This window comes from Litoreibacter ponti (genome assembly GCF_003054285.1).
Taxonomy (GTDB): Bacteria; Pseudomonadota; Alphaproteobacteria; order Rhodobacterales; family Rhodobacteraceae; genus Litoreibacter; species Litoreibacter ponti.
Genome location: NZ_QBKS01000003.1, coordinates 19691 through 44715 on the forward strand (window position 1 = coordinate 19691; position 25025 = coordinate 44715).

29 protein-coding genes are annotated in these 25025 nt (G+C 60.9%); 13 read left to right on the forward strand and 16 right to left on the reverse strand.

The genetic code is table 11. The annotated features are described in order from the left end of the window. Nucleotides 1–26: 26 nt before the first annotated feature. Nucleotides 27–1013 (reverse strand): ABC transporter ATP-binding protein, encoded by a 987-nt coding sequence (locus C8N43_RS18960; protein ID WP_107847450.1) that lies wholly within the window; start codon nt 1011–1013, stop codon nt 27–29. 230 nt (nt 1014–1243) lie between these two features. Here C8N43_RS18960 and C8N43_RS18965 point away from each other — a divergent pair, with 230 nt between their 5' ends. From C8N43_RS18965 to C8N43_RS18975, 3 genes are all read left to right on the forward strand, one after another. Further along, nucleotides 1244–1942, forward strand: coding sequence for a GntR family transcriptional regulator (locus C8N43_RS18965; RefSeq protein WP_107847451.1), 699 nt, complete (start codon nt 1244–1246; stop codon nt 1940–1942). Continuing rightward, a complete protein-coding gene (locus C8N43_RS18970) occupies nt 1939–2769 on the forward strand; it encodes a GNAT family N-acetyltransferase (RefSeq protein ID WP_107847453.1) in 831 nt (276 codons plus the stop codon). The genes C8N43_RS18965 and C8N43_RS18970 overlap by 4 nt, the downstream gene beginning before the upstream one ends. Before the next feature lie 218 nt (nt 2770–2987). After that, on the forward strand, nt 2988–4214 hold the full coding sequence (locus tag C8N43_RS18975) for a hypothetical protein (protein ID WP_158270028.1): 1227 nt from the start codon (nt 2988–2990) through the stop codon (nt 4212–4214). A 5-nt stretch (nt 4215–4219) separates the two neighbouring features. Here C8N43_RS18975 and C8N43_RS18980 read toward each other — a convergent pair whose 3' ends face one another. After that, nucleotides 4220–5026, reverse strand: coding sequence for a nitroreductase family protein (locus tag C8N43_RS18980; protein ID WP_107847457.1), 807 nt, complete (start codon nt 5024–5026; stop codon nt 4220–4222). 137 nt (nt 5027–5163) lie between these two features. Between C8N43_RS18980 and C8N43_RS18985 the strand changes: the two genes are divergently transcribed. Beyond that, nucleotides 5164–5439: a 2TM domain-containing protein gene (locus C8N43_RS18985; protein ID WP_107847459.1), complete on the forward strand. Its 276-nt coding sequence runs from the start codon at nt 5164–5166 to the stop codon at nt 5437–5439. Nucleotides 5440–5512: 73 nt separating this feature from the next. After that, on the forward strand, nt 5513–7066 hold the full coding sequence (locus C8N43_RS18990; RefSeq protein ID WP_107847461.1) for a phytoene desaturase family protein: 1554 nt from the start codon (nt 5513–5515) through the stop codon (nt 7064–7066). Between the two features lie 2 nt (nt 7067–7068). On the opposite strand, the gene C8N43_RS18995 is transcribed toward C8N43_RS18990, so the two are convergent. The 7 genes from C8N43_RS18995 to C8N43_RS19025 all read right to left on the reverse strand — a co-directional run bounded on the left by C8N43_RS18995 (nt 7069) and on the right by C8N43_RS19025 (nt 13575). Further along, on the reverse strand, nt 7069–7875 hold the full coding sequence (locus C8N43_RS18995; protein WP_107847463.1) for a sterol desaturase family protein: 807 nt from the start codon (nt 7873–7875) through the stop codon (nt 7069–7071). A 21-nt stretch (nt 7876–7896) separates the two neighbouring features. Beyond that, nucleotides 7897–8232, reverse strand: coding sequence for a hypothetical protein (locus C8N43_RS19000; RefSeq protein ID WP_107847465.1), 336 nt, complete (start codon nt 8230–8232; stop codon nt 7897–7899). Nucleotides 8233–8391: 159 nt separating this feature from the next. Next, nucleotides 8392–9744 (reverse strand): HAMP domain-containing sensor histidine kinase, encoded by a 1353-nt coding sequence (locus tag C8N43_RS19005; RefSeq protein ID WP_107847467.1) that lies wholly within the window; start codon nt 9742–9744, stop codon nt 8392–8394. Continuing rightward, nucleotides 9741–10460, reverse strand: coding sequence for a response regulator transcription factor (locus tag C8N43_RS19010; RefSeq protein ID WP_107847469.1), 720 nt, complete (start codon nt 10458–10460; stop codon nt 9741–9743). Before C8N43_RS19010 ends, C8N43_RS19005 begins: the two co-directional genes overlap by 4 nt. A gap of 156 nt (nt 10461–10616) precedes the next feature. Next, on the reverse strand, nt 10617–11339 hold the full coding sequence (locus C8N43_RS19015; RefSeq protein WP_107847471.1) for an ATP-binding cassette domain-containing protein: 723 nt from the start codon (nt 11337–11339) through the stop codon (nt 10617–10619). Continuing rightward, complete coding sequence (devC, locus tag C8N43_RS19020; RefSeq protein ID WP_107847474.1) at nt 11339–12514, reverse strand: ABC transporter permease DevC; 1176 nt, start codon at nt 12512–12514, stop codon at nt 11339–11341. The genes C8N43_RS19015 and devC overlap by 1 nt, the downstream gene beginning before the upstream one ends. Next, a complete protein-coding gene (locus C8N43_RS19025; RefSeq protein ID WP_158270029.1) occupies nt 12511–13575 on the reverse strand; it encodes an HlyD family efflux transporter periplasmic adaptor subunit in 1065 nt (354 codons plus the stop codon). Before C8N43_RS19025 ends, devC begins: the two co-directional genes overlap by 4 nt. Nucleotides 13576–13809: 234 nt before the next feature. Between C8N43_RS19025 and C8N43_RS19030 the strand changes: the two genes are divergently transcribed. From C8N43_RS19030 to C8N43_RS19045, 4 genes are all read left to right on the forward strand, one after another. Further along, entirely contained in the window at nt 13810–14424 is a 615-nt protein-coding gene (locus C8N43_RS19030; RefSeq protein ID WP_158270030.1) for a TetR/AcrR family transcriptional regulator, read from the forward strand. A gap of 288 nt (nt 14425–14712) precedes the next feature. Beyond that, nucleotides 14713–14958 (forward strand): type II toxin-antitoxin system ParD family antitoxin, encoded by a 246-nt coding sequence (locus C8N43_RS19035; RefSeq protein WP_107847480.1) that lies wholly within the window; start codon nt 14713–14715, stop codon nt 14956–14958. Continuing rightward, nucleotides 14958–15248 (forward strand): type II toxin-antitoxin system RelE/ParE family toxin, encoded by a 291-nt coding sequence (locus tag C8N43_RS19040; protein ID WP_107847482.1) that lies wholly within the window; start codon nt 14958–14960, stop codon nt 15246–15248. Before C8N43_RS19035 ends, C8N43_RS19040 begins: the two co-directional genes overlap by 1 nt. Nucleotides 15249–15520: 272 nt before the next feature. Beyond that, nucleotides 15521–15934: a c-type cytochrome gene (locus tag C8N43_RS19045; RefSeq protein WP_107847483.1), complete on the forward strand. Its 414-nt coding sequence runs from the start codon at nt 15521–15523 to the stop codon at nt 15932–15934. 31 nt (nt 15935–15965) lie between these two features. Here the strand turns inward: C8N43_RS19045 and C8N43_RS19050 are convergent, their stop codons facing one another. The 6 genes from C8N43_RS19050 to C8N43_RS19070 form a co-directional block, all read right to left on the reverse strand. After that, nucleotides 15966–16289 (reverse strand): TraR/DksA family transcriptional regulator, encoded by a 324-nt coding sequence (locus C8N43_RS19050; RefSeq protein ID WP_107847485.1) that lies wholly within the window; start codon nt 16287–16289, stop codon nt 15966–15968. Between the two features lie 66 nt (nt 16290–16355). After that, a complete protein-coding gene (locus tag C8N43_RS19055) occupies nt 16356–16781 on the reverse strand; it encodes an ion channel (protein ID WP_107847487.1) in 426 nt (141 codons plus the stop codon). Between the two features lie 9 nt (nt 16782–16790). Then, nucleotides 16791–17228 (reverse strand): DUF6691 family protein, encoded by a 438-nt coding sequence (locus C8N43_RS19060; RefSeq protein ID WP_107847489.1) that lies wholly within the window; start codon nt 17226–17228, stop codon nt 16791–16793. Nucleotides 17229–17231: 3 nt separating this feature from the next. Continuing rightward, nucleotides 17232–17663, reverse strand: a complete 432-nt coding sequence (locus C8N43_RS19065; RefSeq protein WP_211308633.1) for a YeeE/YedE family protein — start codon at nt 17661–17663, stop codon at nt 17232–17234. Between the two features lie 3 nt (nt 17664–17666). Continuing rightward, nucleotides 17667–17879 carry a YgaP family membrane protein gene (locus C8N43_RS19760; protein ID WP_211308634.1) on the reverse strand — a complete coding sequence of 71 codons (213 nt, stop codon included), beginning with the start codon at nt 17877–17879 and terminating at the stop codon, nt 17667–17669. Between the two features lie 47 nt (nt 17880–17926). Further along, nucleotides 17927–18595, reverse strand: a complete 669-nt coding sequence (locus tag C8N43_RS19070; protein WP_107847615.1) for a Crp/Fnr family transcriptional regulator — start codon at nt 18593–18595, stop codon at nt 17927–17929. Between the two features lie 153 nt (nt 18596–18748). Between C8N43_RS19070 and C8N43_RS19075 the strand changes: the two genes are divergently transcribed. The 4 genes from C8N43_RS19075 to C8N43_RS19090 are packed head-to-tail and all read left to right on the forward strand — an operon-like array spanning nt 18749 to nt 24684. Further along, on the forward strand, nt 18749–19456 hold the full coding sequence (locus tag C8N43_RS19075; protein WP_107847491.1) for an ABC transporter ATP-binding protein: 708 nt from the start codon (nt 18749–18751) through the stop codon (nt 19454–19456). A gap of 5 nt (nt 19457–19461) precedes the next feature. Continuing rightward, nucleotides 19462–21825, forward strand: coding sequence for an ABC transporter permease (locus C8N43_RS19080; protein ID WP_107847492.1), 2364 nt, complete (start codon nt 19462–19464; stop codon nt 21823–21825). Between the two features lie 4 nt (nt 21826–21829). Then, the gene (locus C8N43_RS19085) at nt 21830–23041 is read left to right on the forward strand and encodes an efflux RND transporter periplasmic adaptor subunit (protein ID WP_107847494.1); all 1212 of its coding nucleotides are present in this window, start codon (nt 21830–21832) and stop codon (nt 23039–23041) included. Further along, the gene (locus C8N43_RS19090; RefSeq protein ID WP_107847496.1) at nt 23038–24684 is read left to right on the forward strand and encodes a PHA/PHB synthase family protein; all 1647 of its coding nucleotides are present in this window, start codon (nt 23038–23040) and stop codon (nt 24682–24684) included. Before C8N43_RS19085 ends, C8N43_RS19090 begins: the two co-directional genes overlap by 4 nt. Here C8N43_RS19090 and C8N43_RS19095 read toward each other — a convergent pair. Continuing rightward, complete coding sequence (locus C8N43_RS19095) at nt 24681–25022, reverse strand: phasin family protein (protein ID WP_158270031.1); 342 nt, start codon at nt 25020–25022, stop codon at nt 24681–24683. The two genes, C8N43_RS19090 and C8N43_RS19095, sit on opposite strands and share 4 nt — an antisense overlap. Nucleotides 25023–25025 lie beyond the last annotated feature (3 nt).

Sequence of the window (25025 nt, forward strand, 5' to 3'; positions counted from 1 at the left end):
TCTTTTCTCTCCATGTCAGATGACTTCTAGGCCGTAAGCTTGTGCAGATTTGCGTCGTCCCAGATCAGACCGACCTGATCGCCTGGGTTGAATGGGTTGTCGAAAAAGGTGCCTTCGGGGATCAGCGCGCTGATCTCCTGATCGCCAGCAATGCGGGCCGAAACGGATACATGCGCGCCCTGGTATTCTACCGCGGATATGTTGCCCTGCAGCTTGCCCGTCTCGCTTTGCAGCACGCCGACAGCGTCGGTTCGAATGGCATAGTGCCCTTCGGGCAGTGCAATCACGTTATGCCCGCCGATGAACTGAGCGACGAAAGCCGTTTTCGGCGCGTTGAACACATCCCGCGCCGTGCCGGCTTGTTCGATGATGGCGTTGTTCATCACGACAATCTCGTCTGCGAGTGCCAATGCCTCGTCCTGGCCGTGGGTCACATGCACAAAGCTGATGCCCAACTCGCGCTGCAGCTTTCGCAACTCCCCGCGCATGCGGATTCGCAGGAACGGGTCAAGGGCGGAAAGCGGCTCGTCCAGCAGCAGGACCTGTGGCCGCGTGATCAAGGCGCGCGCGAGGGCCACACGTTGCTGCTGGCCGCCGGACAGCTGATCCGGCAACCTGTCGCTGAGGGCGCTGAGGTCCACAAGCTCCAGCATTTCACCGGCCTTTTTCAGCCGGTCCGCCTTATCGTCGCCACGCATCTTGAGGCTGAAGGCAACATTGTCGGCAACACTCAGATGCGGAAACAGCGCGTAGTTCTGAAACATCATGGCCGTGCCACGCTTGGCAGGTGGCAGGTCGGAAATGTCAGCACCACCCAGCAGGATGGATCCCTCAGACACAATTTCATGGCCCGCGATCATCCGCAGGGTCGACGACTTCCCGCAGCCCGAAGGCCCCAGCAGGCACGCGTACCCTCCGGGTTGAAACCTGTGGTTTATTGCATCGACCGCAACCGTCGCGCCATACCGCTTGGTCACAGATACCAGCTCAAGTTCTTTGATCGGCGCGTTCATACTTCCCCCGATAGGTCATGCCACTGAAGTCAGCAGGCGGGCAGCAAAGCAATCTCGGCGGGCGTAAGTCAGAGAACCTTTGATGGCTCTGCTCAAAAATTTTGCGCTTCATTCCCCTTGCGGTGAAAAATTGAACACAAAATTGTATACAATACAAGAGTTGGTTGCGTACACATGTAAGGCTTGAGGCCCCTAAATGGCTCTGCCATGTGAGATGCGGAAGGAAGAATATGACCCGAACCGCAGATTCGACACCAGCACCACCCGCAACGAGCGACGGCATTTCGCAGGCGCTGTCTCTGGCCATCCACGAACATAGGATCGCACCGGGCACACGGCTGGGCGAAGACGAGCTGTCCGAGATTTATGGGGTGTCGCGCACGGTGGTGCGTGCGGCCTTGCAGACCCTGTCACATATCAAACTGGTTGATATCAGACGCAATAAAGGCGCTTCCGTTGCATCCCCCTCAATCACCGAAGCGCATGAGGTTTTCGAGGCACGCGAACTGCTTGAACCGCGCACGGCCCGCAGTGCGGCCAAACACGCGACATCGGCCGACATCACGATGCTCGAGCGCCACATCAACGACGAACATGCAGCGCTTGACGCAAATGATCCCGGGCGGGCGCTCTATCTGTCCGGTCTGTTCCACACGGAAATTGCCCGGATCGCCGGGCAAGCAACAATTACCGGGTTCATCGAGACCCTGATCGCGCGGTCCTCGCTGATCATCGCTCTGTATTGGCGCCGCGAAAGCGCCCTGTGTGAAAAACATGCGCACTATGCGCTGTTACAGGCGTTGGCCGATCACAATGAACAACAGGCAGAGGAGTTGATGCGGAGCCATCTGGTCGACCTGCATTCGGCCTTGGATCTGCGCGAACGCAACGCGCACACGCTTTCGCTCAAGGATGCGCTCTCCCCATGACGATCCGCGCGATGACCCTTGAAGATCTGCGGTTGGTTCTGGGCTGGGCAGCGGAGGAGGGGTGGAATCCCGGGCTGGACGATGCGGAGGCTATGCTTGCAGCCGATCCGCAAGGCTTTCTGATCAAAACAGTCGACGGCGAACCTGTCGCCGCGATTTCTGTCGTCAATCACGACCCCCGTTTTGCCTTTCTCGGTCTCTACCTGTGCAAGCCCGATCACCGCGGCCAAGGTCACGGTCTGGAGGTCTGGCGTGCTGGCATTGCACATGCCGGGACCCGCAGCATCGGTCTGGACGGCGTGCCTCAGCAGCAAGAGAATTATGAGAAGTCAGGCTTTGTGAAACATGGCAGCACCGTGCGGTATAAAGGATGGATCAGTACGGCACTGGACCCGAGTGTCCGGCCCGCTTCACCTGATGAGACCGAGGCACTGATCGTCTATGACGCCAGATGTTGCGGCATGGATCGCACTGCATTTTCGACGGCGTGGTTTAGCACCTCGCGAAATCGACAAACTATGGTTGTGACACACGGGGGTGAGATTTCTGGATATGCGACCTTCCGGCGTTGTGGTTTGGGGACCAAAATCGGACCGCTGAACGCGACCTCGCACGCTGATACTCAGGCCTTGCTGGCATCAAATCCATTTGCAAACGGTGACCAGCCGGTCTTTGTCGACGTGCAACAGCAAAGTTCACCGCTTTGCGCACTGCTCCAAGAACGTGGCTTCGAGCCGGTTTTTGAAACTGCCCGAATGTTCAATGGTGCGTGTCCTGAAGCTCATCCAGCAGCGTTCCACGCCATCGCGACCATGGAACTTGGGTAGCGCACCATGACCGTTTTTAGCTGAAGAAAGCAGACACTGGCGCAAGTGACGAGCCGCTTGCAGCGCGAACGCTGGAAAGCACAGCGCATCCAGACCCGATGCCTCTGGTGTGGGGATCAGCAGCTCTGACGCCAACCGACAGGTTCAGCGAGAAGCATGAATGCCCGCCCCATGCGCCCGTCGGAAATCAATGCTATATCGCCCTATTTCTGACCCGTTTGCCCCGTTTTCTAAGAGAACGCTATTCCACGGCAGAGGGCTTCATGCGCATTTCGGTACTTCTCCATCTCATCGTCTCGATCTCACTGCTGACATTGAGCTTCCTGCTGGTGACCGGAAAAGTGTCTACGAGCGGTCTCTACCGTGCATATCAACAGGTCTCTTCTGGTGTTGTCGGCCGCAGCGCGGTCCCGGACCACAGCGTCACGGCGACGGCAAGCATCAGTCCGCTCGAGGGATACACTTATGCGGGGCAACTCGATGCCCGGATCACCTTTACTGGTGCGAGCGGGGTCGAGACGGTTTTCGATCTTCACTATCCCTCCGACTACAATGCTTTTCACGACGGATTTGGTCCGCTTTGGCTGGCCAACTGGCGCTCCGATGCCCCGAACAATCCACAGGTGACCCCTGTTCTCGGCAACAGCTGCTTGCAGACCATAAATGGGGAAAATCTGGCGCCGAGCCTGCGATACCAGACTGGCTATAAGGAATACATCGTTTGCCGCGTGCTTGACGAGGAGGGTCAAGATGCACCGCGCGTGTATGATATCTCGAAGGCCACGCCTGCGGTCATCGGCGTGATCTGGGCCAACCGAAACCATCAACCGATCGACTATCCCCGCGAGCGTTGTGTCGCCGAAGCGCGCATTTGGTCTACAGAGGTGGCCAAGCCTGGCGATCGCTTCATGGCGTGTGTCTTCGTCGTTGACGAAGAGCCACAACAGATCGAGATTTTTGCCTTCGAGCTGACCGAACGCAGCATGGTCGAGGTTGGGGGAGACGGCGAGGCGTGGTCACGGGTGGCCGTGGCAACGCGTGAGGCTTCGCGCCTCGTGCAATATCGCTTGATGCAGGGATGGCTCGACGATCCGCAGGCCCATGATGCCGCGGTAGAGCGGGCCTATGCCCATATTGCTGCAAATCTCGATCAAGCGGTCCCGACACGCCTTTCCCGGTTCGAAAGTGTGGAACTGCGGGACGGTATCATTGATCTCACGTTCAGCGCAAAAAATTCTGCGGAGATGTTCCGCGTCCGAGACAATTCGCCCAATGGCGAGGAACGTCAGCTCTATCAAAACGTCCGAAACATGCTGTGCGGATCCGATGAACGCGCCGCGTTGCTCGCGTTTCAGGAAAATGAGATCACATTTGTCTACGAAGTGAATGGCAGCAACGGGCAGCCAATCACACCGTACGGTTGGTTTACAAACCTGCCCTGCTAGGGGCGCTATACTTCCTTCACCAACTCATGAAATGGCAGCCGTGCGCGTGGGCTCAAAAGACCGTCAGGCGTTCCTTTCCCCGCACCGATCACCATCGTGACTTCCGCAGATGAACTCAGGCCTAGCAAGGTGCTGATACCGGGCTTGTCGACCCCGCTCATCGGGCAGGATTCGTACCCATGCGCGGCCAGGGACAGCATCAGGTTCTCGGCGGCAAGGCTCGCTTGAATGTGGCCGTAAATGCGGTGGTCCGCCCGCGTGACCGGCTCGTGCACAACCGGCTCGCTGCGGCCCCGATACCAAAACATCAGCCTGCGTTTGAGATTGTGGAACCCAAAGCGATCCGTCTTCATCAGCATGGGAACGATGTTTTCATAGTAGTCCCGGACCGGCCCCTTGAAGGGCTTACGGCCACCGTCTGTCATGATGTCGGACATTTTCTTCAGGTGCGATTGCCATAGATCGACCCGCGAGACTACGACGATCAGCTCTCCTGCCGTCACTGCCCCCGGCTGATCAAGACAAAGCTCTGACAGGCGCGTTCTCTTTTGCGCATCCCGGACCCAATAGAACTCGTAGCACTGAAGATTTGAGGCGCTCGGGGCCAGGATCGCGTCATCGAAACAGTCTCGCATCACCTCATCGGGTATCGGTTCGCCATCGAATTTGCGAATGGCGCGACGACCCTGAACGGTCTTCTTGAATCCGGGGAGCGCGGTTGTCTTGAACGACGGGTTGGGCCGTTCGTCCTGCGCAACAACCACATGTTCGAGATTGCCCATTTCACTGAGCGGGTTCGGCGTGCCGGGCATTGAAATCCCTCCATCCAAATGGGCGGTTTAAGCCCGGATACCGCCTGACCACCGTGGAGGCATTGATCTTGCTCAATGGGAACGTCCCCCGGTCTGCTAGTCAAAGCCGGTCCTGAAGCAACGGAGACGAGGGGGCTATGGAGCATTCAGACGAATACCAATCAGCAAAGAACCGGGTTGAAGCCAAGATGAGTTTCTACACGCATTATTCGGTATATGCCGCGGTCATTTTGCTACTTGCGATCATCAATTTCATGACGTCCTCCGGCGCCATCTGGTTCCACTGGCCGATGCTGGGCTGGGGGATTGCCGTGGCCCTTCATGCCGCGTTCGTTTTCGTGTTCCCAAGGCGGTTCGCTGTCACAGAACAGATGATCCAAAAGGAGATCGGCAAGGCGCGAGAGCGGTCCTGAAAGCCGCGCCATCAGAAAAGATCGCCTTTCAATAGCCATCCGCAAAGAGAGCACCCGTTAGGGAGATCGCAAAATGACCGAACCAAAACGCAATCACTGGGACGCCATCGTAGTCGGCTCCGGCATGGGCGGTATGACGGCCGCGGCCGCGCTTTCAAAAATGGGGCACAAGGTTCTGCTTCTGGAGCAGTACAAGACCTTGGGCGGTCTCACGCACAGCTTCTCGCGTGATGGCTTCTCCTGGGACGCAGGCATCCACTATCTGGGCTGCCTTGCGCCGGACGACCGGGAGCGCGCGATGCTCGATTGGCTGACGGACGAGCCAATGGCCTTCGAACCGATGGGGACGGTCTATGACAACCTGCATCTTGGCGATGCCCCACCGCTTGCCCTGTCGCGCCCCTTCGAGGCACAGGAACGCGACCTGAAGGATCGTTTTCCCGAGGAGGCGGAAGCCATCGAGGCGTGGATCGAAGCACTTCGGGAAGGACGGGAAACGATGTACACACTGGCGTCCACGCGCGCCATGCCAGAGTTCGTCGGCGATATGATCGACTGGTGGAACCACCGGGCGATCGACACATGGTGCAAACGCACGACCAAGGAGGTCGCCGAAAGCCTCACACAAAACCCGGACCTCATCGCGGCCTTTACCGCACAATGGGGAGATTTCGGCGGGCGCCCCCACAAGGCAAGCTTTGCCATGCATGCCCTGATCCTTGGATGCTACTTGCAAAGCGGCGCGTGGTATCCGGAGGGCGGCGGCAAGGCGTTTGCCGACCACCTGATCCCGACAATCACCGATGCGGGTGGGGAGGCGCGTACCGGCGTGAGGGTCGAAACACTTCTGACCGAAGGCGACAAGGTTATCGGAGTGCGCACATCCGAGGGGGACGACATTCAATCCGACGTGGTTATCTCCAACATCGGCGCGCGCGAGACGGTCAACACATTGCTGCCGATAGGATTTGGCGACATGGACTGGATCGAAGAAATTCTGGAGCTGCCTCCCTCCATCGCCCATTTCAGCCTGTTCTTGGGATTTGAAGGCGACATCACGGGGGCGGGCGCCACACGGTCCAACCATTGGGTCTACCCGGGCCGTGAGGTAGACGCCATTTGGGACGACGCGCCAGACGGCGATCCGCCCGGGTTCTTTGTCTCATTCGCTTCCCTGAAGGACCCGATGCATGACCCGGGGCCAGACCAAAAACATGCGGGCGAAGTCATTGCCTGGACCGATTGGAGTGCCGTTGCGAAATGGGCCGGCTTGCCTTCAGGCGAGCGGGGTGCGGACTACCAAGCCTTCAAACAAAAGGTGGAAGACAAGATGTTCGCGCTATTTGCCGCGAAATTTCCCGATCTGGCCGAACTTGTCGTCCTGAAGGAGCTTTCGACGCCGTTGGCCACCGAAGCGATCACCGGTCATCACGAGGGCCGCTTTTATGGGCTGGACGGAACGCCGGAGCGGGTGTTGAGCGATGCGCTGCGGGCGAAGACCCCGATCGATGGGCTCTTTCTGTCCGGGCAGGATGTGGTCAGCCAGGGCATTCAGGGCGCGCTCTGGGGCGGCATCCTTTGTGCGGCCAGCGTCGACCCCAATGTGTTCAAGATGATGAGAGGGTAGGCTTATTCTGCCGGGAGTGGCCTTCCATCGCGCTTGGCCTTTTGGATTTCATCGTACCGCGTCTCGTATTGCTCAAGCTCGGTGCCCATGAACCTGTCCCAGAACCGGAAATGGACCCCGTAGTTCCCCCGGAACTTGGTGTGGTGCAGGTTGTGATAAGTGCTGGACGTCAGAAAGCGCAGAAGGCTTTTGTTCAGCCCGCGCGGGTAAACCTCGTAGCCCAGATGCGACTTGAGGTTGTCCAGAAATCCGTAGATCTGCAGCACTGCCAGCGCGGGCGCATAGAGTGGAAACACCAGCGAAACCGGCACAATCCAGAGCGTCAGCAGCACCGGCTCCGCCCAGTGAAACGACAGGGATGTCAGCGGGTTCACATCGAGGCTTTTGTGGTGCTCATGGTGAATGCGATGATAGAGGGCCGGGTGATGCAGGGCGCGGTGCACCCAGTAGAACCAGGCGTCGTCAAACAGCAGCAAGACGGGGAAGGTCAAAACCGCGACACTCCAATGGTGATCGGAAACATCAAGATAGATGCCGGTGAGCCCCTGCGTTCCGTAATAGGTCAGGACCGCCGCGAATACCGCGTTGACGAAGAGCACATAGAGGCTGTTTTTCAACTCACGGCGGAACTGGGCCGCGTTTGCGCGGCGAACCAGTTGGATGCGCCAGGCCTTCAGGCGATCGGCGAGCAGATACCAGAAGACGTAATATGCCAATGCGATCAGCGGCACATTGATGGCAACCGCCGCCAGAAAGCTTTCGGGCACGCGGGCAGCGATTTGGGAGAGCGTTTCAATTATCGGGTGCATGAGCTTGGACCTCGAGGCAGATCAACGGGTCAGGATCAGCACGGCGCCGTCAGCAGCCTGTGCGCGGTAGCCACCTTCGATGGGCTGGATCGCCATGCATCGCTCGCCGCTCCCGCGAAGCCCGTTGAGACACAGTGCACCGTCAACGTCGCGCCAGGAGACCTTGCGCGATCTCATTCCCATTTTCATCTGCCCGGTCCCGTCGGGGGCAAGTGTCATCTGCATGGACCGGCCCTGTCCGTTATTGGCGTTCCAGGGTTTGCCGTCCGCAATGCGCGCGACATCGGCATAGGCAGGTGCCGCGAGCGATATGCAAATGAAGGCAACGGCCAACTGTACTGTGAGGGAAGCTTTCATGTCGTGGTCCTTTCTGGTGGTTTCAGGGAGACACACTCACTCGTCAAAACATCAAAGCGCGCGTCGCGTAGACGCCGGACAGGAAGGCGATGATCAAAAGCGCAGCGATGACCCATCGCTCAGGCTTGCTCAGGCGCGGAGATGGAGGGCGCTCGTCGCTCAAGCCGGCGCGCCTTCGGGTGCGAAGGTCAACGTGGCTTTCAGACCGTTTGGAGCGTTCGCGGACAACTCAAGGGAGCCCGATTGACGGGTCATCAACTCGCCTGCGATCGCAAGGCCAAGCCCGAAACCGCCCTTGTCGGCGTTGTCCCCTGACGCGACCGCCGGAAGCCGATTGAACGGCTGCTGCACGAACGCCATGAGATCTTGCGGAATACCGGGGCCTTTGTCGGCGATGACTACTTTTGCCCGGCCAGATGCCACGTCGGTCCCGACAATTACCGTGGCTTCGCCCGCATGCTTGGCGGCGTTGCTGAGCAGGTTGTCGAGGACGCGCATGGTCAACGTGATGTCGCAGCAGACCACAACCCTGTCCGAGCGGAGCAGCGAGACGCGATGGCCCTGATCAAGGAACCCGTCCACCACGGTTTGACACAGAGCGGTCAGGTCGGTCCTTTCGAGCGACACCGTGTGGTGAGCGCTGCGCATGAAGCTCAGCGCATCGTCGATCATCTTCTCTAGCGTTGAAAGGTCCCGCTCGAACGCATGGCCCTCACCGGCGAGATCGATGGTTTCAAGGCGCAACCGCAACCGGGTCAGCGGCGTGCGCATATCGTGGCTGATGGAAGCAAGTGTTCGCGACCGGTCGTCGATGAGCTGACGCAATTCCTGCTGCATCTTGTTGAAGGCGATGATCGCCTGCCGCACCTCCAGCGCGCCTTCCTCCGGGATGCTTGGCGCGGAGATGTCGCGCGCGAAGGTGTTTGTCGCGGCCGACAGCCGCACAATGGGCGCGACCAGCCACCCGCCTGCCCAGATCGACAGAAGCATCAGGGGCAACGCCAGCAGGCTCAGAGCCAGCAGGCTGGCCACCCTGGGCATCGTGCGCGCGATCAGGTCGGGCTGCGGGGTGAAGACCAGCCAGCGACCATCCGCGAGCGGGCTGGCAAGACCAAAGGGCTGTACGCGCGGCGCGGGTGGCCAACCTGCATCTTCGGCCAGCGTGAAGGGGATCACTGTGTCCGCGATGCCGGTCGGAATTGTCTGCGCAATCAGGCGGTCGACCTCGGGCAGGGGGGCTCCGTCAGGGGCACTGGCGGCGAGGGAGAACCGGGGGTCGATCTGAACGAGCCTTTCAAAACCGGGCGCACCGTCATCCACCAATTGCAGGGCCACGAGCATCGGGTCCGACAAGTCGCGGATGACCTCTGACCGGCGATCCGGCTCGCTGGACAGATGGAGCATAAAGCCCAGCGTCACGGCATGAGCGAGCACCTGAGTGCCCACCAGAAGCACGATGATTTGCGTCCTGATCCCCAGGGACGCCCTGAAGCTGTGCAGTCGGCCGATCATCGTATGACCTCCTGCACCTTGAGCGCGAAGACATAGCCACCGTTGCGCACGGTCTTGATGATCTCGGGGCGCGCTGGATCATGTTCGATCTTTTGCCGGATGCGGCTGATCAGCGTGTCGATGCTGCGATCGTAGGGCTCGACCTGACGCTGCTGGGTGATCAAGACCAGTTTGTCGCGGCTTAGCACCTGACCCGCCTGTTCGCACAACACGCGCACCAGATCGAACTCGGCGCTGGTCAGCAAGACGAGGGAGCCGTTCGGGTCCACAAGCCGGCGCGACAAAGTATCAAGCTGCCAGCCGTCAAACTCCAAAAGGACGTCGCGGTTGTGCGTCGGGAACTGTTGGGCCCGGCGCAGCACCGCTTCGATCCGGGCCAGCAATTCCTGGGTGTTAAAGGGTTTGGCCAGATAGTCGTCAGCGCCCAGTTTCAAGGCGTTTACCTTGTCGCCGACCTCTGCCAGGGCGGTGAGCATGATGATTGGCATGCTATGCGTGGTGCGGACCTGATCGATGATATCAAAGCCGTTGTCGCCCGGCAGCATGACATCAAGCACGATAAGGTCGGGCGGCGCTGCGGCAAGTTGCGCGCGAACCGCATCGGAGGTCATCACGGCAGAGGCACAATAGCCCGCGGCCCCAAGGGCGTTGGTGACCATTTCGGCGATATCCTCGTCATCCTCGACGAGCAGGATCTGCTTTCGCTCAGAAGTCATAACCGGTTGATGTCCTGGTCCGGGAGCTCGTGTGGCTTTGTTCATTGGACCACACTCACTGCGTTCAATCACGAAGGGTTCTGTGACGAATTGTGGCTCTCGTTGCGGCGCGCATGCGGCTGCACCACAACGTCTGCGCCCCCGCGGCCATCGCTCTTACGGCTCGACAAGTTGCAGGGGCGACGACGACTGCATGACGTCCTTGACCACACGGCCTTCCTCCAGCGTGATGATCCGGTCTGCCAGTTCAAGGATGCGGTTGTCATGGGTCACCATGACAGTTGTCGTGTTGCGTTGAATGCCGAGCGCCTTGAGCATTTCGACCACGGTTCGCCCGGACTCCTTGTCGAGCGCCGCCGTCGGCTCGTCGGCAAAGATCACCTTGGGGTTCGAGACCAAAGCCCGCGCCACCGCAACCCGCTGCTTTTGCCCACCAGACAGATTGCCGGGCAAATAGTCGAGCCGGTCCGCCAGCCCAAGCAGCGACAGCATGTGATGCGCCGCGGCCAGTTGCTTGCCGGGGTCACCGCGGCCGTGCACCTGCAGGCCCATCAAGACATTTTGCGTGGCGGTCAGGCTTTCATGCAGATTATGGGCCTGAAAGATGAACCCCAGCTGGCGACGCAACGCCACGAACTGCGCCTCCGTCGCGCCGTTCAGCTCCGTTCCGAGCAGCCTGACGCTGCCATCGTGAACCTCTCGCAGGCAGCCCATAAGCGTCAGTACCGTGGTCTTGCCGGACCCGGACGGGCCCATCAACACGGTCAGCTTTCCCGGCGCGATTTCGAGGTTTACGTCCCAGATGGCCTGTTTGCGCGCTTCTCCTGTGCCAAAGAAGTGGTTGAGGCCGGATGCGATGATGGGTGATGTCTCGGCCATCAAAACAGGTCCGCTGGATCCGCGCCCGCCAGACGACGGGTCGCAATGGCGCCAGATAGGGAACAGGCCACGACGGTTCCCACGAACACGCTTATGATGCGCGCGCCGTCCATCTCCACCGGCAAGCCGGTGGCGGCGCTCATCCCCATATACAACAGGACCGAGACCGCCAGCCCGGGTACGAAGCCGAAGATCGCGAGCACCAGCGCCTCCTCGAAGACGATGCCCAGAAAGAAGGGCTGACCGTACCCCATCGCCTTGAATGTCGCGTATTCGCTGAGATGATCGGCGACATCGGTGGACAGCACCTGATAGACGATCACGATGCCCACGATGATGCCGATCAGCACCCCGAAGCCAAAGATGATACCTGTGGGCCGCTCTGTGGTCTGATAGGCGAGGTCGGCGCTTGCGGCGGCCTCCAGCGATTGGACCTTGACCGCATCTGCTGGCAGGACCTTGCGCAGGGATGCGACCACGTCTTCGACCGCCGCGCCCTCGCTGACGTTCAGCAATATGTGGTTGGGCGCGCCACTGCTGCGGTTTGGAAAGAAGCGCAGGAAGGTTTGGTCCGACACAAAAAGCGTCCCGTCCGCCGAAAAGCCGCCGCCCATCTCAAGCGTGCCGACGGCGGTCAGTGTCTGGCCTTTGATTTCGAACGGAAACGGGTTGCCTGCGCGCAAGCTGTCGAACGCCCCCTTCGACACCCCGCGCGTGGCGGTGTCGATCAGAGCGGTGTTTTCGGGGATCAGCAGGTCGAACTGTGCCGCGATGTCCGGTGTCACGAAGGCCGCGCCCTGGTTGGTCAGGCCGAACGTCTGCAGCGTCGCGGTGCTGCCGCCCGCGAGTTGGAACTCGAGATTTCCGATGTAGAGTTCGGTACCGGAGGCGACACCTGCCACACCAAGCGACTGGAACAGGCGGCTGCGGGCGACGTTGCTGCCATCAGTCAACGTATTTGCATCCTCGGAGGACACCATGATGTCCGCCTCGAAAAACCCGTAGGGTGCAATGGTCGAGCTGTTCAACGCGCCAAGGATGCCCAGCTGCATGAACACAAGCAGCGTGGCAAAAGCGACCCCGGCAATGGCGGCTGCAAAGCGGGTTTTGCTATGCGACAACTGCAGCCACCCGATGGGCAATCGCCCAAATAGACTTTGCAGCAGGCGGCTCATTGGGACCTGGTCGTATCGATCCGCACGATGGTCTCGAGGTTGGTGTAGCGCCGCGCCTTTTCCGACGAGGGCGCGTCGAGCCTAACGATCACATCGACGACCCGTGCGTCGGTATTGGCGGCCGGGTCGTCGGAGGTGATTGATTGCCGGCCAATCTCCAGCCCTATGGCTTGCACGGAGCCCGTCAGTGCGTCGCCGAGAGCCGCGGCGGTCACGGTTACAGGATCGCCAATGGAGACGCGGCCGATCAGGGTCTGATAGACTTCGGCCTCAACGGTCATTTGCCGGATGTCGCCAAGATCGAGGATGCCGTCATTGCCGGGCCGCTCGCCCACCTGCGCGTTGATGTCCAGCACGGTGCCGTCTTGCGGCGCGCGGACTATGCTGCGTTCGAGATCCCGCTCTGCCCGGGCCAGATCCACGCGCGCAGCCTCAAGATTGGCTTCTGCCACGGCAATGTCTGCCTGGACTGTGCCCGACAGCGCATTGTAGCGCGATAGTGTGGCTCGGTAGCGCTCGACGTCGCGGGCGGCCTCGGTGGCGCGGGCGACAACCTCGTCGAAGTCGGCGCGGGTCGTTACGCCGCGATCAAGCAGGGATGTTGCGCGGGCCAGCTCAATCTCGGTTTGATTGGCGGTTGCTTCGGCCCGCTCCAGATTGGCCGCGGCCTCGGCCCGGCTTGCCCGCACGGTTTCACGAGATTGCATCAAGGTGGCCTCCCGCACCTTGATGGTGGCCTCTGCCACCTCGATGGCACTTTCAAGTTCAATGCGATTGTCGAGAATGGCAAGTGTATCGCCCCGTTCGACCATGTCTCCGACACCGACCTCAAGCGCGTAGATCCTTGCGTCGCCCGCGCCGTATGGCGTCGCTATGTTGATCACGTCGCCCGCTGGAATGATGCGCCCCAATGCAACGATGTCGCCCTCGCTGACAACGGCGACTTCTTCTTGGGTGCGGACCTGCTCCAGCGCGACGGCGATAGGGGTCTCGGTGCCTGCGCCGGGCTCGAGCCCAGTTGTCGCGAAAAATGCCCGCAGGGCAGGGGGCTGAAAATACATCCCCAAAATCCCCCCGACAAACATCGAGAAAATCACCAATGGCACGATGCGAAAGCCCAGTTTGCGCAGCGTTGGTTTCGGGGATGCCGCTGGTGACGATGCCTCGAGCCCATTGTCAGCGAGTGGAAGGTCGGGGGATTGGGCTTGTTCGACAATAGCCATAGTATCAACCTGTGAGACTAGTTAATGACACATATGTCACTAACGTGGGTAGGTTTCAATGAGAGACACAAAATGACACAAACCAAGCGACGCCGTCGCAAGGACGCGCGTCCCAGCGATATCATAAATGCTGCAGTTCAGGAGTTCGGCGAAAAAGGCTATTCGGCGACGTCCGTTGGATCGATCGCGGCCCGCGCTCAGATCGCGCGTTCAACGTTCTATTTGTATTTCGACGATAAAGAGGCGTTGATCCAAGAGGCGTTTCGCGTTCGCGTGGGGGCGGTCGTGGCAGAAGCGCATTCCTCGACCCAAGCGGAAGATTTGCCCTTCGCGGAGCTCTTTTCGCAAGTCTTGACCTCGGTTTACGCCCGGTTGGTCGGCCAGGACACCGTCGTGCTGCTGCGTGTTCTGATCGCTGAAGGTCGTCAGTTTCCAGAGCTGACCCGGTTTTACCATGACACGATCTTGAGCGCCGCACAGACGATGCTGTCCCAGCTGATAGCGCGCGGCATCGCTCAGGGCGAGGTCCGCTCTGATGCGTTGGACTACGACGTCAAAATTCTCATGGCGCCGGTCATCATGGCCGCCATCTGGCGGCTCACCTTCGAAGATATCGAGACGTTGGACATGCCACGTTTCGTCGACGGCCACGTCAGCCTGCTGACATCTGGATTATTGGTTAGGTGAGGATACAGCTCGGGTTTTTCGTCGATCTCGAATAGGGAAAAGTAACTGCCCTTGACTGGACTGAGCAATTCGATCTGAAACCCAGACCCCAGGCGGTCGTATTCAGCAAATACCAGGATAAAACTCGTTTTTCCAGGCATACCTTGAGGTGATTTGCACCGACGCCGCGAAAATCAATTCGTCCTGTGGGATCAGACCGAAACTGTCAGGGCAGGGGCGCGTGCCAGACCGTTCGGTAATCTTGAAGAATACCAAAATCTGGTATAGATGGGTAACAGGAGGCGCGAGATGGCTAAGAATACGTCAATATCCCTTGGTGAACACTTCGCAGGTTTCATTGAAGGTCAGGTGGACAACGGGCGTTATGGCTCCGCAAGCGAAGTCGTAAGGGCCGGCCTGCGCCTTCTTGAAGAAAAGGAAGCGAGGATCGAGGCGCTGAAAGCGGCGCTTATTGAGGGAGAAAAATCGGGCGAACCGCGCGCATTTGACCGCGATGCGTTTCAGGCAAGGATGCGTCAGACGCATCAATCCTGATGACATCGCCTTATCTGCTCTCGCCGCGGGCGGAAAACGATCTCGAAGAGATCTGGTTGTACACGGCGAAAGAGTGGTCGCTGGCGCAAGCCGAAAAGTACACCGACGATATCATCAATGCTTTCGAAACCCTGGCAAGCGACGCCAAGTCGGGATTCCCGGTCGCGGTCCGAAAGGGCTATCTCAGAGCTCCTGTCGGTCGGCACATGATCTATGCCCAACGCCGATCCACCGGCCTCGTCATAGTTCGGATTCTTCACCAAAGCATGGACGTGGATCGCCATCTGTAGGGTCGATTAAACGCAACTTTGAAGGTGTCGGGGGCAGAGCCACGAGATTTCTCGTTCAATGCTCGGCATCTGCTTCGGCGCAGTGCAAAACACTGTTTTATCGACAGTTTACGCGATGAATGGGATGCGCCCTCTGCCCAGAAAAAAACGCGTCATAATCAACATTATGTAAAGCTTATAAGGGCTAGCCCGCAGCTTTGATACAGGTCAGTTGGGATAGGCAGATCCGTGTTTAGAGATGGTATTGGAAATCTCGCGAGGCACAGAGTCCCATGCAGTTCAGAAATCTCGTTATCGCAGGCATTGGCGCGGCGGTTCTCACCTCTTGCACGCAGGCGTCGACGAGGCGTGATGTTTCGATCTCGCGCGGGAAAACCGTCTATGCCAAGGAATGCGCGCAGTGCCATGGCGCGCGGGGCGAAGGCGGCGGGCCCGCATCACTGGGCCTAGGGCTCCCGCCGCCTGACCTAGTCGGATTGCGCGCTCGTAATGATGGGTATTTCCCGCGCGAGTTTGTGCGGCGCTTCGTTCTCGGACTGCTGGAAACCGACGATCCGATGGCCGCGATGCCCGAATTCGGCACGACCGGCTTTCGCCATGTCTATCCCGATGGCGGGTTCGAAGGCAAAGGAGTGGAGGCCGATCTCGAAGCTCTGCTCGATTACCTCGAGACTGTTCAGGAGTAGTCGGGATTTGTGTTTGCCACACCCGCAGGCTTTACCCGGCTTTCGCACATCGTTTGCAGAGCGGCGCGTAGGGGACGGCCTCGAGGCGCGCGTCCGAGATGGGCTCTTCGCAGCTTGCGCATATCCCGTAAGAGCCGTCGGCAATGCGCTTCAAAGCCAACCTGAGCAGCCCGATTTCCTTTTGCGCCGCAGCGCCAAGGCTTTCCAGAACCTCGTCATCTTCAAGGTCGATGGCCTGCTCGTTCAGATCCGCCGATTTCGGCTCGGCCAGTTCGTGATCGACCTCGTGCACACGCGCATCGAGCTCTTGAAGGCGATCCGTGATCAGCTTTTTGAAACGGGGAAGATCTGTCATCTGGGTCCTCAATCGGTTGCTGTTGGATAGGATAGCGGTCCACGCGGTCGGACGAATTGATCCCGGTCAAGACCGGCGCGTGCGCGTGGGGAAATTAAACGCCTCCACCAGAAATGCGGTGAACAGGCCGAATGTCAGCAAGCCATGGGTGGCTGTCATGCCCGCCAGCAATCGCCAACCGGGCTCCAGCACCACGTCGCCGTAGCCAACCGTCGTGAAGGACGCGATGGCGAAATAAAGCGCGGGCTCGAGACCGTCGAAAAGGTCAAGCGAGAGATAGAGCGCCGCCCATCCCCAAACCGACGAGGTCAGCACCAGCAAGATCCACAGCGCCGCGATCGTCAGATCGAAGAAGAGCGGCAGCCGCGCATAGCCGAACGCCTTGGTATGATCGAGCCAGCGCAACATGCGCGAGGCAACGCTGAACAGCGCGATCGAGATGCCCAGCGAGCCGATCATCATGGCCGACCCCACAAACAGAGCGAAAAACATGCGCGGGCTCTACCCGGCCGGTTGCGCGCGGAGCCGTGCCCGGTTCGTCACGAACCGCGTCAGAACCATGCCCGCGATCAGGGCCGCACAGAATATACTCACCCGGCTGTCCAGCGTGCCCAAGGCGGGCAGCGCGCCACCGGGACAGAAGCCCGCGATGCCCCAGCCCACGCCGAAAATACCGGCCCCCGTGAACAGTTTCGCGTCCAGCTGGCGGTTCGTGGGGATGTCGAAGACCGGCTCGTAAACCGGATTGGGCCTGCGCAGCACCAAGCGGTACCCAACATACGTGACGATGACGGCACCGCCCATCACGAAGGCAAGGCTGGGATCCCAGCTGCCCGCGATGTCGAAGAAGTTGATCACCTTGGCGGGGTTCGCCATGCCCGACATCGCGATGCCGGTGCCAAACAGCGCGCCGATCAGGAAGGTTACAAGGGTGCGCATGGCCTAGCCTCCCAATATATGGCGGACGAGGTAGACCGTCAGCCCGGTTGTCAGCATGAAGGTCGCGGTCGCCGCGAAAGAGCGGGGCGAGAGGCGCGCCATCCCGCAGACCCCGTGGCCCGAGGTGCAGCCGCTGCCCAGTGTGACGCCGATGCCTACGAGGACCCCGCCGACCACGAGAAGCGGCATAGAAGACGGGACCTCGATCGCGGGGAGCGTGCCGGTCAGCATCAGATAGACCCAAGGCCCGGTGAACATGCCCGCCAGCATCGCGATGCGCCATGTCCAGTCGTAGCGGCTGGCAGGCCAGATCGCGCCAGCAAGGATGCCCGTCGCCCCCAGTATCCGCCCGCGCAACAACATCAGGCAGACCGCAGCGAGGCCGATCAGAACGCCCCCCGCAAGGGACGAAAGCGGTGTGAAAGAGGTCTCCATGGCCTAGAGCTTGCAGGTTGACAAGCCGACGACGCGGTAGAGGGGACAGAACCCCAGAACCGCCGTTAGAGCCAGGATCAGGCCGATTGCCATGCTGCCGTAGGCCAGCGCGGCGCTGGACCAGATCGGCGGGATGTTGAGCAGGGGCAGGAAGATCAGCGCGATGCCAAGGATGGCTCTGATCAGGCGGTCGGGATTTCCGAGATTTGCAGTCATGTCCAGATCCTTTCTTCGGTTTTGGCGCGATGGTTCAGAGATCGTCGTCAGGGGGCGTCCGCCAAACGTCCGATGGCGGAGGCATCGCGCAGCTCGATATTGCCACGGCTGAGGGTCACCCATCCGCGGCGTTCAAATTCCTTCAACTGGCGCGAGATCACTTCGCGCGCGGTGCCAAGTTCCACCGCCAGTTGCTGATGCGTCAGGTGCAGCGTGCCTTGCGCGTCCTTCAACTCGAGAAGCTTTTGCGCCACGCGGATGTCCATCCGTTTGAACGCGATCTCCTCGATGACCATGAACAGGTCGGTGATCCGTTTCGAATACGCCTCGAACACGAAAGCGCGGAACTCCTTGGAGACAGACATCAATTCGTCGAACGCGTCGCGCGGGATCAGGATCGCTTCGACATCCGTTTCCGCGATGCCTTCGGCGGAATAGTCCTCGAACGCCAACAGGCAGGCCGTCGTCAGCACACAGCTTTCGCCCGCATGCACGCGGTAAAGCACGATCTCGCGCCCTGCTTCGGACAGCTGCTGCACCCGCACCGTTCCGGAAACGAGCAGCAACAGGTTTTCCGCCGGATTTCCGGGGCCGAAGATCACCGTCCCCTTCTTCACGGTCGCAGACACCGCGCTGCGATCAAGCAGGTCGGTGACGGCCGCGGACAGGCCCGCAAGCCCGGGGAATGTCTGCCGCCATGTGAGGTCTTTGAGCATGTTGTCTTCCTTGTCGAGCATGTCTTAGCGCGCGGGCCACGGGCGTTCCTTGATCTTTGTCAAAGAGACGGCATGCAATCGTCGCGCGGATTTGAGGAGGATCAATTCCCGCACCCTCGCCCGCCGTTAAGGAGGTGTCAGCAGGAGAACGCCGTGGCCGAAATCATCTTCAAAACCCAAGGCATCACCAAGGTCTACGACACCGGCGAGGTCAAGGTCTTTGCCCTCGCAGGCGTCGACCTGGAGCTTTTCAAAGGCGAGTTGACCGTGCTGCTGGGCCCGTCCGGTAGCGGGAAGTCGACACTTTTGAACATCCTGGGCGGTCTGGATCACTGCACGGACGGGCGGGTCTGGTTCGACGGGATCGAGCTGACAGATATGTCCGACAGGAGCCTTACGGCCTATCGCCGCGATCACGTGGGCTTCGTGTTCCAGTTCTACAATCTTGTGCCCAGCCTGACCGCGCGCGAGAACGTGCAGCTGGTCACCGACGTGGCGCCCGACCCTATGCCCGCGGAAGAGGCGCTTGAACTGGTGGGTCTGGGCAAGCGGATGGACCACTTCCCGTCAGAGCTGTCGGGCGGCGAGCAGCAGCGCGTAGCCATCGCGCGCGCCATCGCCAAACGTCCGGAGATTTTGCTGTGTGACGAGCCCACCGGCGCGCTCGACAGCACCACCGGGGTGCAGGTGCTCGAAGTGCTGCGCGATATCAATGAGCGATTCGGCACAACGACCGTAGTGATCACCCATAACGCTGAAATTCAGCGCATGGCGCATCGGGTGATCTTCTTTCAGGACGGCAAAATCAGTGAGACCCGCGTCAACGAAACGCGCCTCGCCCCGTCCGAGATCGTTTGGTGAGCGGGATGCAGGCAATCGACCGCAAACTTCTACGCGACTTCAAGCGGCTCTGGATACAGGCGGTGGCGATTGCGCTGGTGCTGGCCTGTGGTGTGGCGATCCTTTTGACCTCCGTGGGCATGTATAACGCGCTGTCAGAAACCCGCGCGGCCTACTATGAACGCAACCGTTTTGCCGATGTCTTTGCCACCGCGACGCGTGCGCCGCTGTCGCTGCTGTCCGAGATCGCTGACATCGAAGGCGTGCTGAGCGTCGAGGCGCGGATCTCAGGCGATGCGATCCTTGATATCCCGGGGCGGACCCGGACGTCGGTGGGTCACATCCTGTCCTATCCCGAAAACTCCGATCCGGTGCTGAATGTGCCGCTGCTGGTCTCTGGCCGCTTCCCCGATCCGCGCAGCACCAGCGAGGTCGTGGTGAATGCGCCGTTCGCCGAGGCCCATGGCTTCGTCGAGGGGGACCGGTTCAGCGCCAATCTGCGCGGCCACAAGCGCGAGCTGACGATTGTCGGCACCGTTCTATCGCCGGAATTCATCTACACCATCGGGCCCGGCGCCATGATGCCCGACAATGCCGCCTTCGGGATCATCTGGATGCCGGAACGCGCCGCCGCGGCCGCCTATGACATGACCGGGGCGTTCAACGATCTGTCGCTTTCCCTGACGGCGGGATTGCAGACCGCACCCGTGATCGACGCGCTCGACACGCTCCTCGAGCCGTTCGGCGGGCTTGGGGCCTACGATCGCACTACACACCAGTCGGACGCTTTCCTGGACGCCGAGATCAGTCAGCTGAGGGGCATGGCTGCGATCCTGCCGCCGATCTTCTTCGGGATTTCCGCCTTTCTGGTCAGCATGGTGATGGGCCGGATCATCGCGTTGGAGCGCAGCGAGATCGGCCTGCTCAAGGCCATCGGCTATTCAAATATCGAGGTCTGCCTGCACTACCTGATGCTCGCCGGGCTGATCGCGGTGGTGGGCGTCGCTGTCGGCTGGGTCGCTGGCACGATCCTCGCGCGCGATACTGCGACGCAATATGCGGGGTTCTTCAATTTCCCATACGTGATTTTCCGCGTGTCCTATTGGGTCTATGCCGCCGCCGGGTTGGCTGGGCTTTTGACCACCAGCCTTGGGGCCACCCAGACCGCCCTGAAGGCCGCACGGCTGGCGCCCGCCATCGCGATGCAGCCCCCTGCCCCGCCCCGCTTCAAGCGCTCTTTCATCGACGAGGCGATGGCACGCGCGCGGCTGGCGCAATCCACGGTAATGATCTTGCGCTCGCTGTTGCGCTGGCCAGTGCGAAGCTTTCTGACCTCGCTCGGGTTGGCATTCGCCGTGGCCTCCATCGTCGCGGCGACCTTCATCAACGACGCCCTCGACGAGATCGTCGATCTGGCGTTCTACCAGACCAACCGGCAGGACGCGATGCTGCTCTTTGCCCGGGACGTGCCGGAGGCGGCCGTCGAAGACGTGCGCCACCTGCCCGGCGTGCTGCAGGCCGAAAGTCAGCAATTTCACGTGGCCATCCTGCGCCATGGCCACCTGAGCAAGCGCGTGGCGGTCGAGTCGCGCAGGCCTGGCAATGATCTCAGCCGCGTGCTGGACGCCGACAGCCGCCTTCTGGACGTTCCCGCCGGGGGGATCGTGCTGTCGGAACGGCTGGCGGGGCATCTTGATGTGCAAGCCGGCGAGCGCATCGAGGTCGAGTTCCTCAGCGGACGGCGCGAGACGGTCGAGCTGAACGTGAGCGGCCTTGTGGAGCTGCATCTGGGTCTTGGGGCCTACATGGATTTTGAAACGATGAACGCGATGTTTCGGCAGGCTCCGCGCGTGTCGACCGTCAATGTCACGCTCGATACTCAGCAAAGCGAGGCGCTGCACGCGGCGATTAAGCAAACGCCGCAAATCACCGGCATCGTCGAGATGAACGAGAACCGCAAATCGTTCCAGGACACGATCGAGCGAAACATCGTCGTGATGAACACCCTCTATATCGGCATCGCCGTGCTGATCACCATCGGCGTGACCTACAACGCCGCGCGCATCCAGTTGTCCGAGCGCGCGCGCGAGCTGGCAAGCCTGCGCATCCTTGGGTTCGGGCGGGGCGAGGTGTCCTATATTCTGATGGGAGAAATGATGCTGATCGCCCTGCTCGCGCAGCCCATTGGGTGGCTGATCGGGGCGTGGATCGCGCAGCTGACGACCAACAGTTTCTCCAGCGATCTATACGCGATCCCGCTGGTCCTGAACCCCGCAACATTCGCACTCGCCAGCCTTGTCGTGCTGGTGGCCGCCTTCGTCTCCGTGATGATCGTGCGCCGCAGGCTCGACCGTCTTGATCTGGTGTCCGTCATGAAAACGAGGGAATGATACGATGTCCTATTCGACCCGCACGCTTGTTCTGTCCGGCCTTGGCGTAGCCATTCTGGCAGGGCTTTCCTATGTCAGCTTCCGCACCGATCCCGTGCCCGTCGATCTGGCCTTGGTCACGCAGGGCCCGATGGAGGTGACGATCAACGCCGATGGCCACAGCCAGGTGCGCGATCTGTTCGAGGTCGCAGCGCCGATCTCTGGCACCGCCCTGCGCTCTCCGGTCGCCGAAGGGGATTCGGTGCGGGCGGGCGAGACGGTCGTCGCGGTTGTGCGGCCCGCCTCCTCGGCGCTGCTGGATGCGCGCTCGCAATTGCAGGCGGAGGCGGCGCTGCACGAAGCGCTCGCCTCGCGCCATGTAGCCCAGGCCGACCTGAAGCAGGCCGAAGAAACGGCCCGCTTCGCGCAATCGCAGTTTGACCGAACACAGGCGCTGGTCACCCGCGGCGTCGCGTCGATGACGCGGCTGGAGGACGACACGCAGCGGCTCGCAGTCGCGCGCGCAAGCATCGAGGCCGCCAAGGCGCGGCTTGAGATGGCCGATGGCGCGATCGAGCGTGCCCGGGCGACGCTGCTTCAGCCCGACCGGACGGAGGAAGCCGCCGAAAGCTGCTGCATCGAGCTGAAGGCGCCCAGCGATGGGGTTGTCCTGTCGGTCGCCGCGATCAGCGAGCGGCCCGTCGCGATCGGCGCGCCGCTGGTCAGCATCGGCGATCCCACCAAGCTGGAGCTGGTCGCGGACATCTTGTCCAATGATGCGGTGCGCCTGCGCCCCGGCGCATTGGCCTATGTCGAACGCTGGGGCGGCTCCGAGGTGTTGCAGGCGAGGCTGGACCGGATCGACCCGAAAGCCCGCACCAAGGTCTCCGCGCTTGGGATCGAGGAGCAGCGGGTCGATGCCTATTTCGAGCTGGTCACGCCCGCGGGCGCGCGGCCCAACCTGAGCGATGGATTCTCGGTCTTTCTGCGCATTGTGGAGTGGGGCGCGGAAGATGCGCTGCAGATCCCCCTCAGTGCCCTGTTCCGCGTCGGAGAGGACTGGGCGGTCTTCGTCGCGGAGGATGGCTTGGCCGAGCAGCGGATCGTGACGATTGGTCAGCGCAATGACCGGATGGTCGAAATCCTGAGCGGTCTGACCCCCGGTGAACAGGTCGTGACCCACCCAAGCGACGAGATATCGAGCGGAGTATCCCTGATCGAAAGGTCTTCGATATGAGAAAGGATGGCAACGCCTCACCCGGCCTTGATGCGCAATGGCATGCGGCTTTGGGCCAGCTGACCGGCGGGCTCTCCCCGGCTGCGCTGGCGACGGCTTACATGGATTGGTGGCTGCATCTGATCGGCTCTCCGGAAAAGCAGGCCGAGCTGATGAAGCGCGCGTTGGATCGCCCGGACGCCGACGATCAGACAGACCCGCGGTTCGCCGATCCCGCGTGGCGCGCGTACCCGTTCAATGTCATGGCGCAGGGCTTTCTGGCGGCGCAGGACTGGTGGGATGCGGCGACGACCGATGTGCATGGAGTCGATCCGAAACACGCCAACATTGTCAATTTCGCGGCCCGCCAGTGGCTCGATATGCTTTCGCCCGCCAATTATGCCGCCACCAACCCGCAGGTCCGCGACCGCACGCGGGAAGAACGCGGGATGAACCTGCTGCGCGGCGCGCGCTACTGGATCGAGGATTTCAACCGCCTGCTGGCGCGGAAGCCGCGCACATCGCATCGTTATGCGGTCGGCACCGATCTGGCGCCCACGCCCGGCGACGTGGTGATGCGCAACAAGCTGGTGGAGCTGATCCGGTATCGCCCCACCACGGCCAAGGTCCATCCAGAGCCGATCCTGATCGTGCCCGCCTGGATCATGAAGTTCTACATCCTCGATCTGACGGCCCAACGCTCGCTGGTAGCCTACCTGCGCGATCAGGGGTTCGAGGTTTTCATCCTGTCGTGGAAAAACCCCGACGCATCGGACGCGGAGCTGTCCATTCAGGACTACATAGACCTAGGCGTGCGCGCGGCGGTCCAGCACATCAAGCAAAGCGGGCACCGCAAGCTGCACGCGGCGGGCTATTGCCTGGGCGGGACGCTGCTGTCGATTGCGTCTGCCGCGATGGCGCGTGACGGGGATGACTGCCTTGCCAGCGTCAGTCTTCTGGCCGCGCAGGTCGACTTCTCCGAGCCCGGCGAGCTGGGGCTATTCATCAACGAAAGCCAGGTCGCGTTTCTCGAGGATATCATGGCAACGCGCGGATATCTGAAGGCCGATCAGATGGCGGGGGCGTTCCAGCTGCTGCGCTCCAACGACCTGATCTGGAGCCGTGTGGTCCGCCATTATCTGCTGGGCGAACGGACCCCGGACAACCCGTTGCTGGCCTGGAATGCCGACGCGACGCGGATGCCCGCGCGCATGCACACGGAATACCTGCGGCAGCTGTTTCTGAAGAACGATCTGGCGAAGGGTCGCTTCAAGGTGGACGGGAAAGCCGTCGCGCTGAGCGACATTCGGCCCGATATCTACTGCGTCGCGACCGAGCAGGATCATGTCTCGCCCTGGACCTCGGTCTACCGGTTGGCGCTGTTGACCGACACGGATGTGACCTTTGTTCTGACGAATGGCGGGCATAACGGCGGGATCCTGTCGGAGCCGGGCCACAAGGGCAGGCATTTCCGCTGCGGTCACAAATCGGAGGGCGACGGGCATGTCACGGCGCCCGCATGGTTCGACCGTCATGCCCCGCAGGACGGGTCGTGGTGGCCCCACTGGGCGGAATGGCTCAAGCGCCACAGCAGCGCAAAAGTGAAAATCGCGGCCCCAGATGTCACTCTGGATGCCGCGCCGGGTCGCTATGTCTTGGGCTAGTCAGCCTTTTTAGGTGCAAAAGCGTCGCTGCCCATCTCGATGAGCTTGCCGGTCTCCGCCTGATACTGATCAATCGCTTTCTGGATGAAATCCGCCTGAATATGCTGCAAGTCGGTCACGTTCCGGCAATGCAGGATTTCGTGCTGGGTTTTCACGTCCTCCTTGATCCGCTCGGCCACGAAGTGGGCCAATTCGGCGCTCATGTCACTGACCGCCTCGATCCAGGCGGTGCCCACCCCCAGTATGTTGCCAAGCCCGGCCTCCTGTAGCTGGGCGGCCGCGTTGATGGACGCATCTTTGGCCTTTGATGTGTCCGCGCTCGTTGACTTCTCTGCCATCTC

Bases quoted from the DNA above. Each gene is read 5' to 3' on its own strand.
- C8N43_RS18960 (WP_107847450.1), bottom strand. From the start codon at position 1,013: ATGAACGCGCCGATCAAAGAACTTGAGCTGGTATCTGTGACCAAGCGG.
- C8N43_RS18965 (WP_107847451.1), top strand. From the start codon at position 1,244: ATGACCCGAACCGCAGATTCGACACCAGCACCACCCGCAACGAGCGAC.
- C8N43_RS18970 (WP_107847453.1), top strand. From the start codon at position 1,939: ATGACGATCCGCGCGATGACCCTTGAAGATCTGCGGTTGGTTCTGGGC.
- C8N43_RS18980 (WP_107847457.1), bottom strand. From the start codon at position 5,026: ATGCCCGGCACGCCGAACCCGCTCAGTGAAATGGGCAATCTCGAACAT.
- C8N43_RS18985 (WP_107847459.1), top strand. From the start codon at position 5,164: ATGGAGCATTCAGACGAATACCAATCAGCAAAGAACCGGGTTGAAGCC.
- C8N43_RS18990 (WP_107847461.1), top strand. From the start codon at position 5,513: ATGACCGAACCAAAACGCAATCACTGGGACGCCATCGTAGTCGGCTCC.
- C8N43_RS18995 (WP_107847463.1), bottom strand. From the start codon at position 7,875: ATGCACCCGATAATTGAAACGCTCTCCCAAATCGCTGCCCGCGTGCCC.
- C8N43_RS19000 (WP_107847465.1), bottom strand. From the start codon at position 8,232: ATGAAAGCTTCCCTCACAGTACAGTTGGCCGTTGCCTTCATTTGCATA.
- C8N43_RS19005 (WP_107847467.1), bottom strand. From the start codon at position 9,744: ATGATCGGCCGACTGCACAGCTTCAGGGCGTCCCTGGGGATCAGGACG.
- C8N43_RS19010 (WP_107847469.1), bottom strand. From the start codon at position 10,460: ATGACTTCTGAGCGAAAGCAGATCCTGCTCGTCGAGGATGACGAGGAT.
- C8N43_RS19015 (WP_107847471.1), bottom strand. From the start codon at position 11,339: ATGGCCGAGACATCACCCATCATCGCATCCGGCCTCAACCACTTCTTT.
- devC (WP_107847474.1), bottom strand. From the start codon at position 12,514: ATGAGCCGCCTGCTGCAAAGTCTATTTGGGCGATTGCCCATCGGGTGG.
- C8N43_RS19025 (WP_158270029.1), bottom strand. From the start codon at position 13,575: ATGTATTTTCAGCCCCCTGCCCTGCGGGCATTTTTCGCGACAACTGGG.
- C8N43_RS19030 (WP_158270030.1), top strand. From the start codon at position 13,810: ATGACACAAACCAAGCGACGCCGTCGCAAGGACGCGCGTCCCAGCGAT.
- C8N43_RS19035 (WP_107847480.1), top strand. From the start codon at position 14,713: ATGGCTAAGAATACGTCAATATCCCTTGGTGAACACTTCGCAGGTTTC.
- C8N43_RS19040 (WP_107847482.1), top strand. From the start codon at position 14,958: ATGACATCGCCTTATCTGCTCTCGCCGCGGGCGGAAAACGATCTCGAA.
- C8N43_RS19045 (WP_107847483.1), top strand. From the start codon at position 15,521: ATGCAGTTCAGAAATCTCGTTATCGCAGGCATTGGCGCGGCGGTTCTC.
- C8N43_RS19050 (WP_107847485.1), bottom strand. From the start codon at position 16,289: ATGACAGATCTTCCCCGTTTCAAAAAGCTGATCACGGATCGCCTTCAA.
- C8N43_RS19055 (WP_107847487.1), bottom strand. From the start codon at position 16,781: ATGTTTTTCGCTCTGTTTGTGGGGTCGGCCATGATGATCGGCTCGCTG.
- C8N43_RS19060 (WP_107847489.1), bottom strand. From the start codon at position 17,228: ATGCGCACCCTTGTAACCTTCCTGATCGGCGCGCTGTTTGGCACCGGC.
- C8N43_RS19065 (WP_211308633.1), bottom strand. From the start codon at position 17,663: ATGGAGACCTCTTTCACACCGCTTTCGTCCCTTGCGGGGGGCGTTCTG.
- C8N43_RS19760 (WP_211308634.1), bottom strand. From the start codon at position 17,879: ATGACTGCAAATCTCGGAAATCCCGACCGCCTGATCAGAGCCATCCTT.
- C8N43_RS19070 (WP_107847615.1), bottom strand. From the start codon at position 18,595: ATGCTCAAAGACCTCACATGGCGGCAGACATTCCCCGGGCTTGCGGGC.
- C8N43_RS19080 (WP_107847492.1), top strand. From the start codon at position 19,462: ATGCAGGCAATCGACCGCAAACTTCTACGCGACTTCAAGCGGCTCTGG.
- C8N43_RS19085 (WP_107847494.1), top strand. From the start codon at position 21,830: ATGTCCTATTCGACCCGCACGCTTGTTCTGTCCGGCCTTGGCGTAGCC.
- C8N43_RS19090 (WP_107847496.1), top strand. From the start codon at position 23,038: ATGAGAAAGGATGGCAACGCCTCACCCGGCCTTGATGCGCAATGGCAT.
- C8N43_RS19095 (WP_158270031.1), bottom strand. From the start codon at position 25,022: ATGGCAGAGAAGTCAACGAGCGCGGACACATCAAAGGCCAAAGATGCG.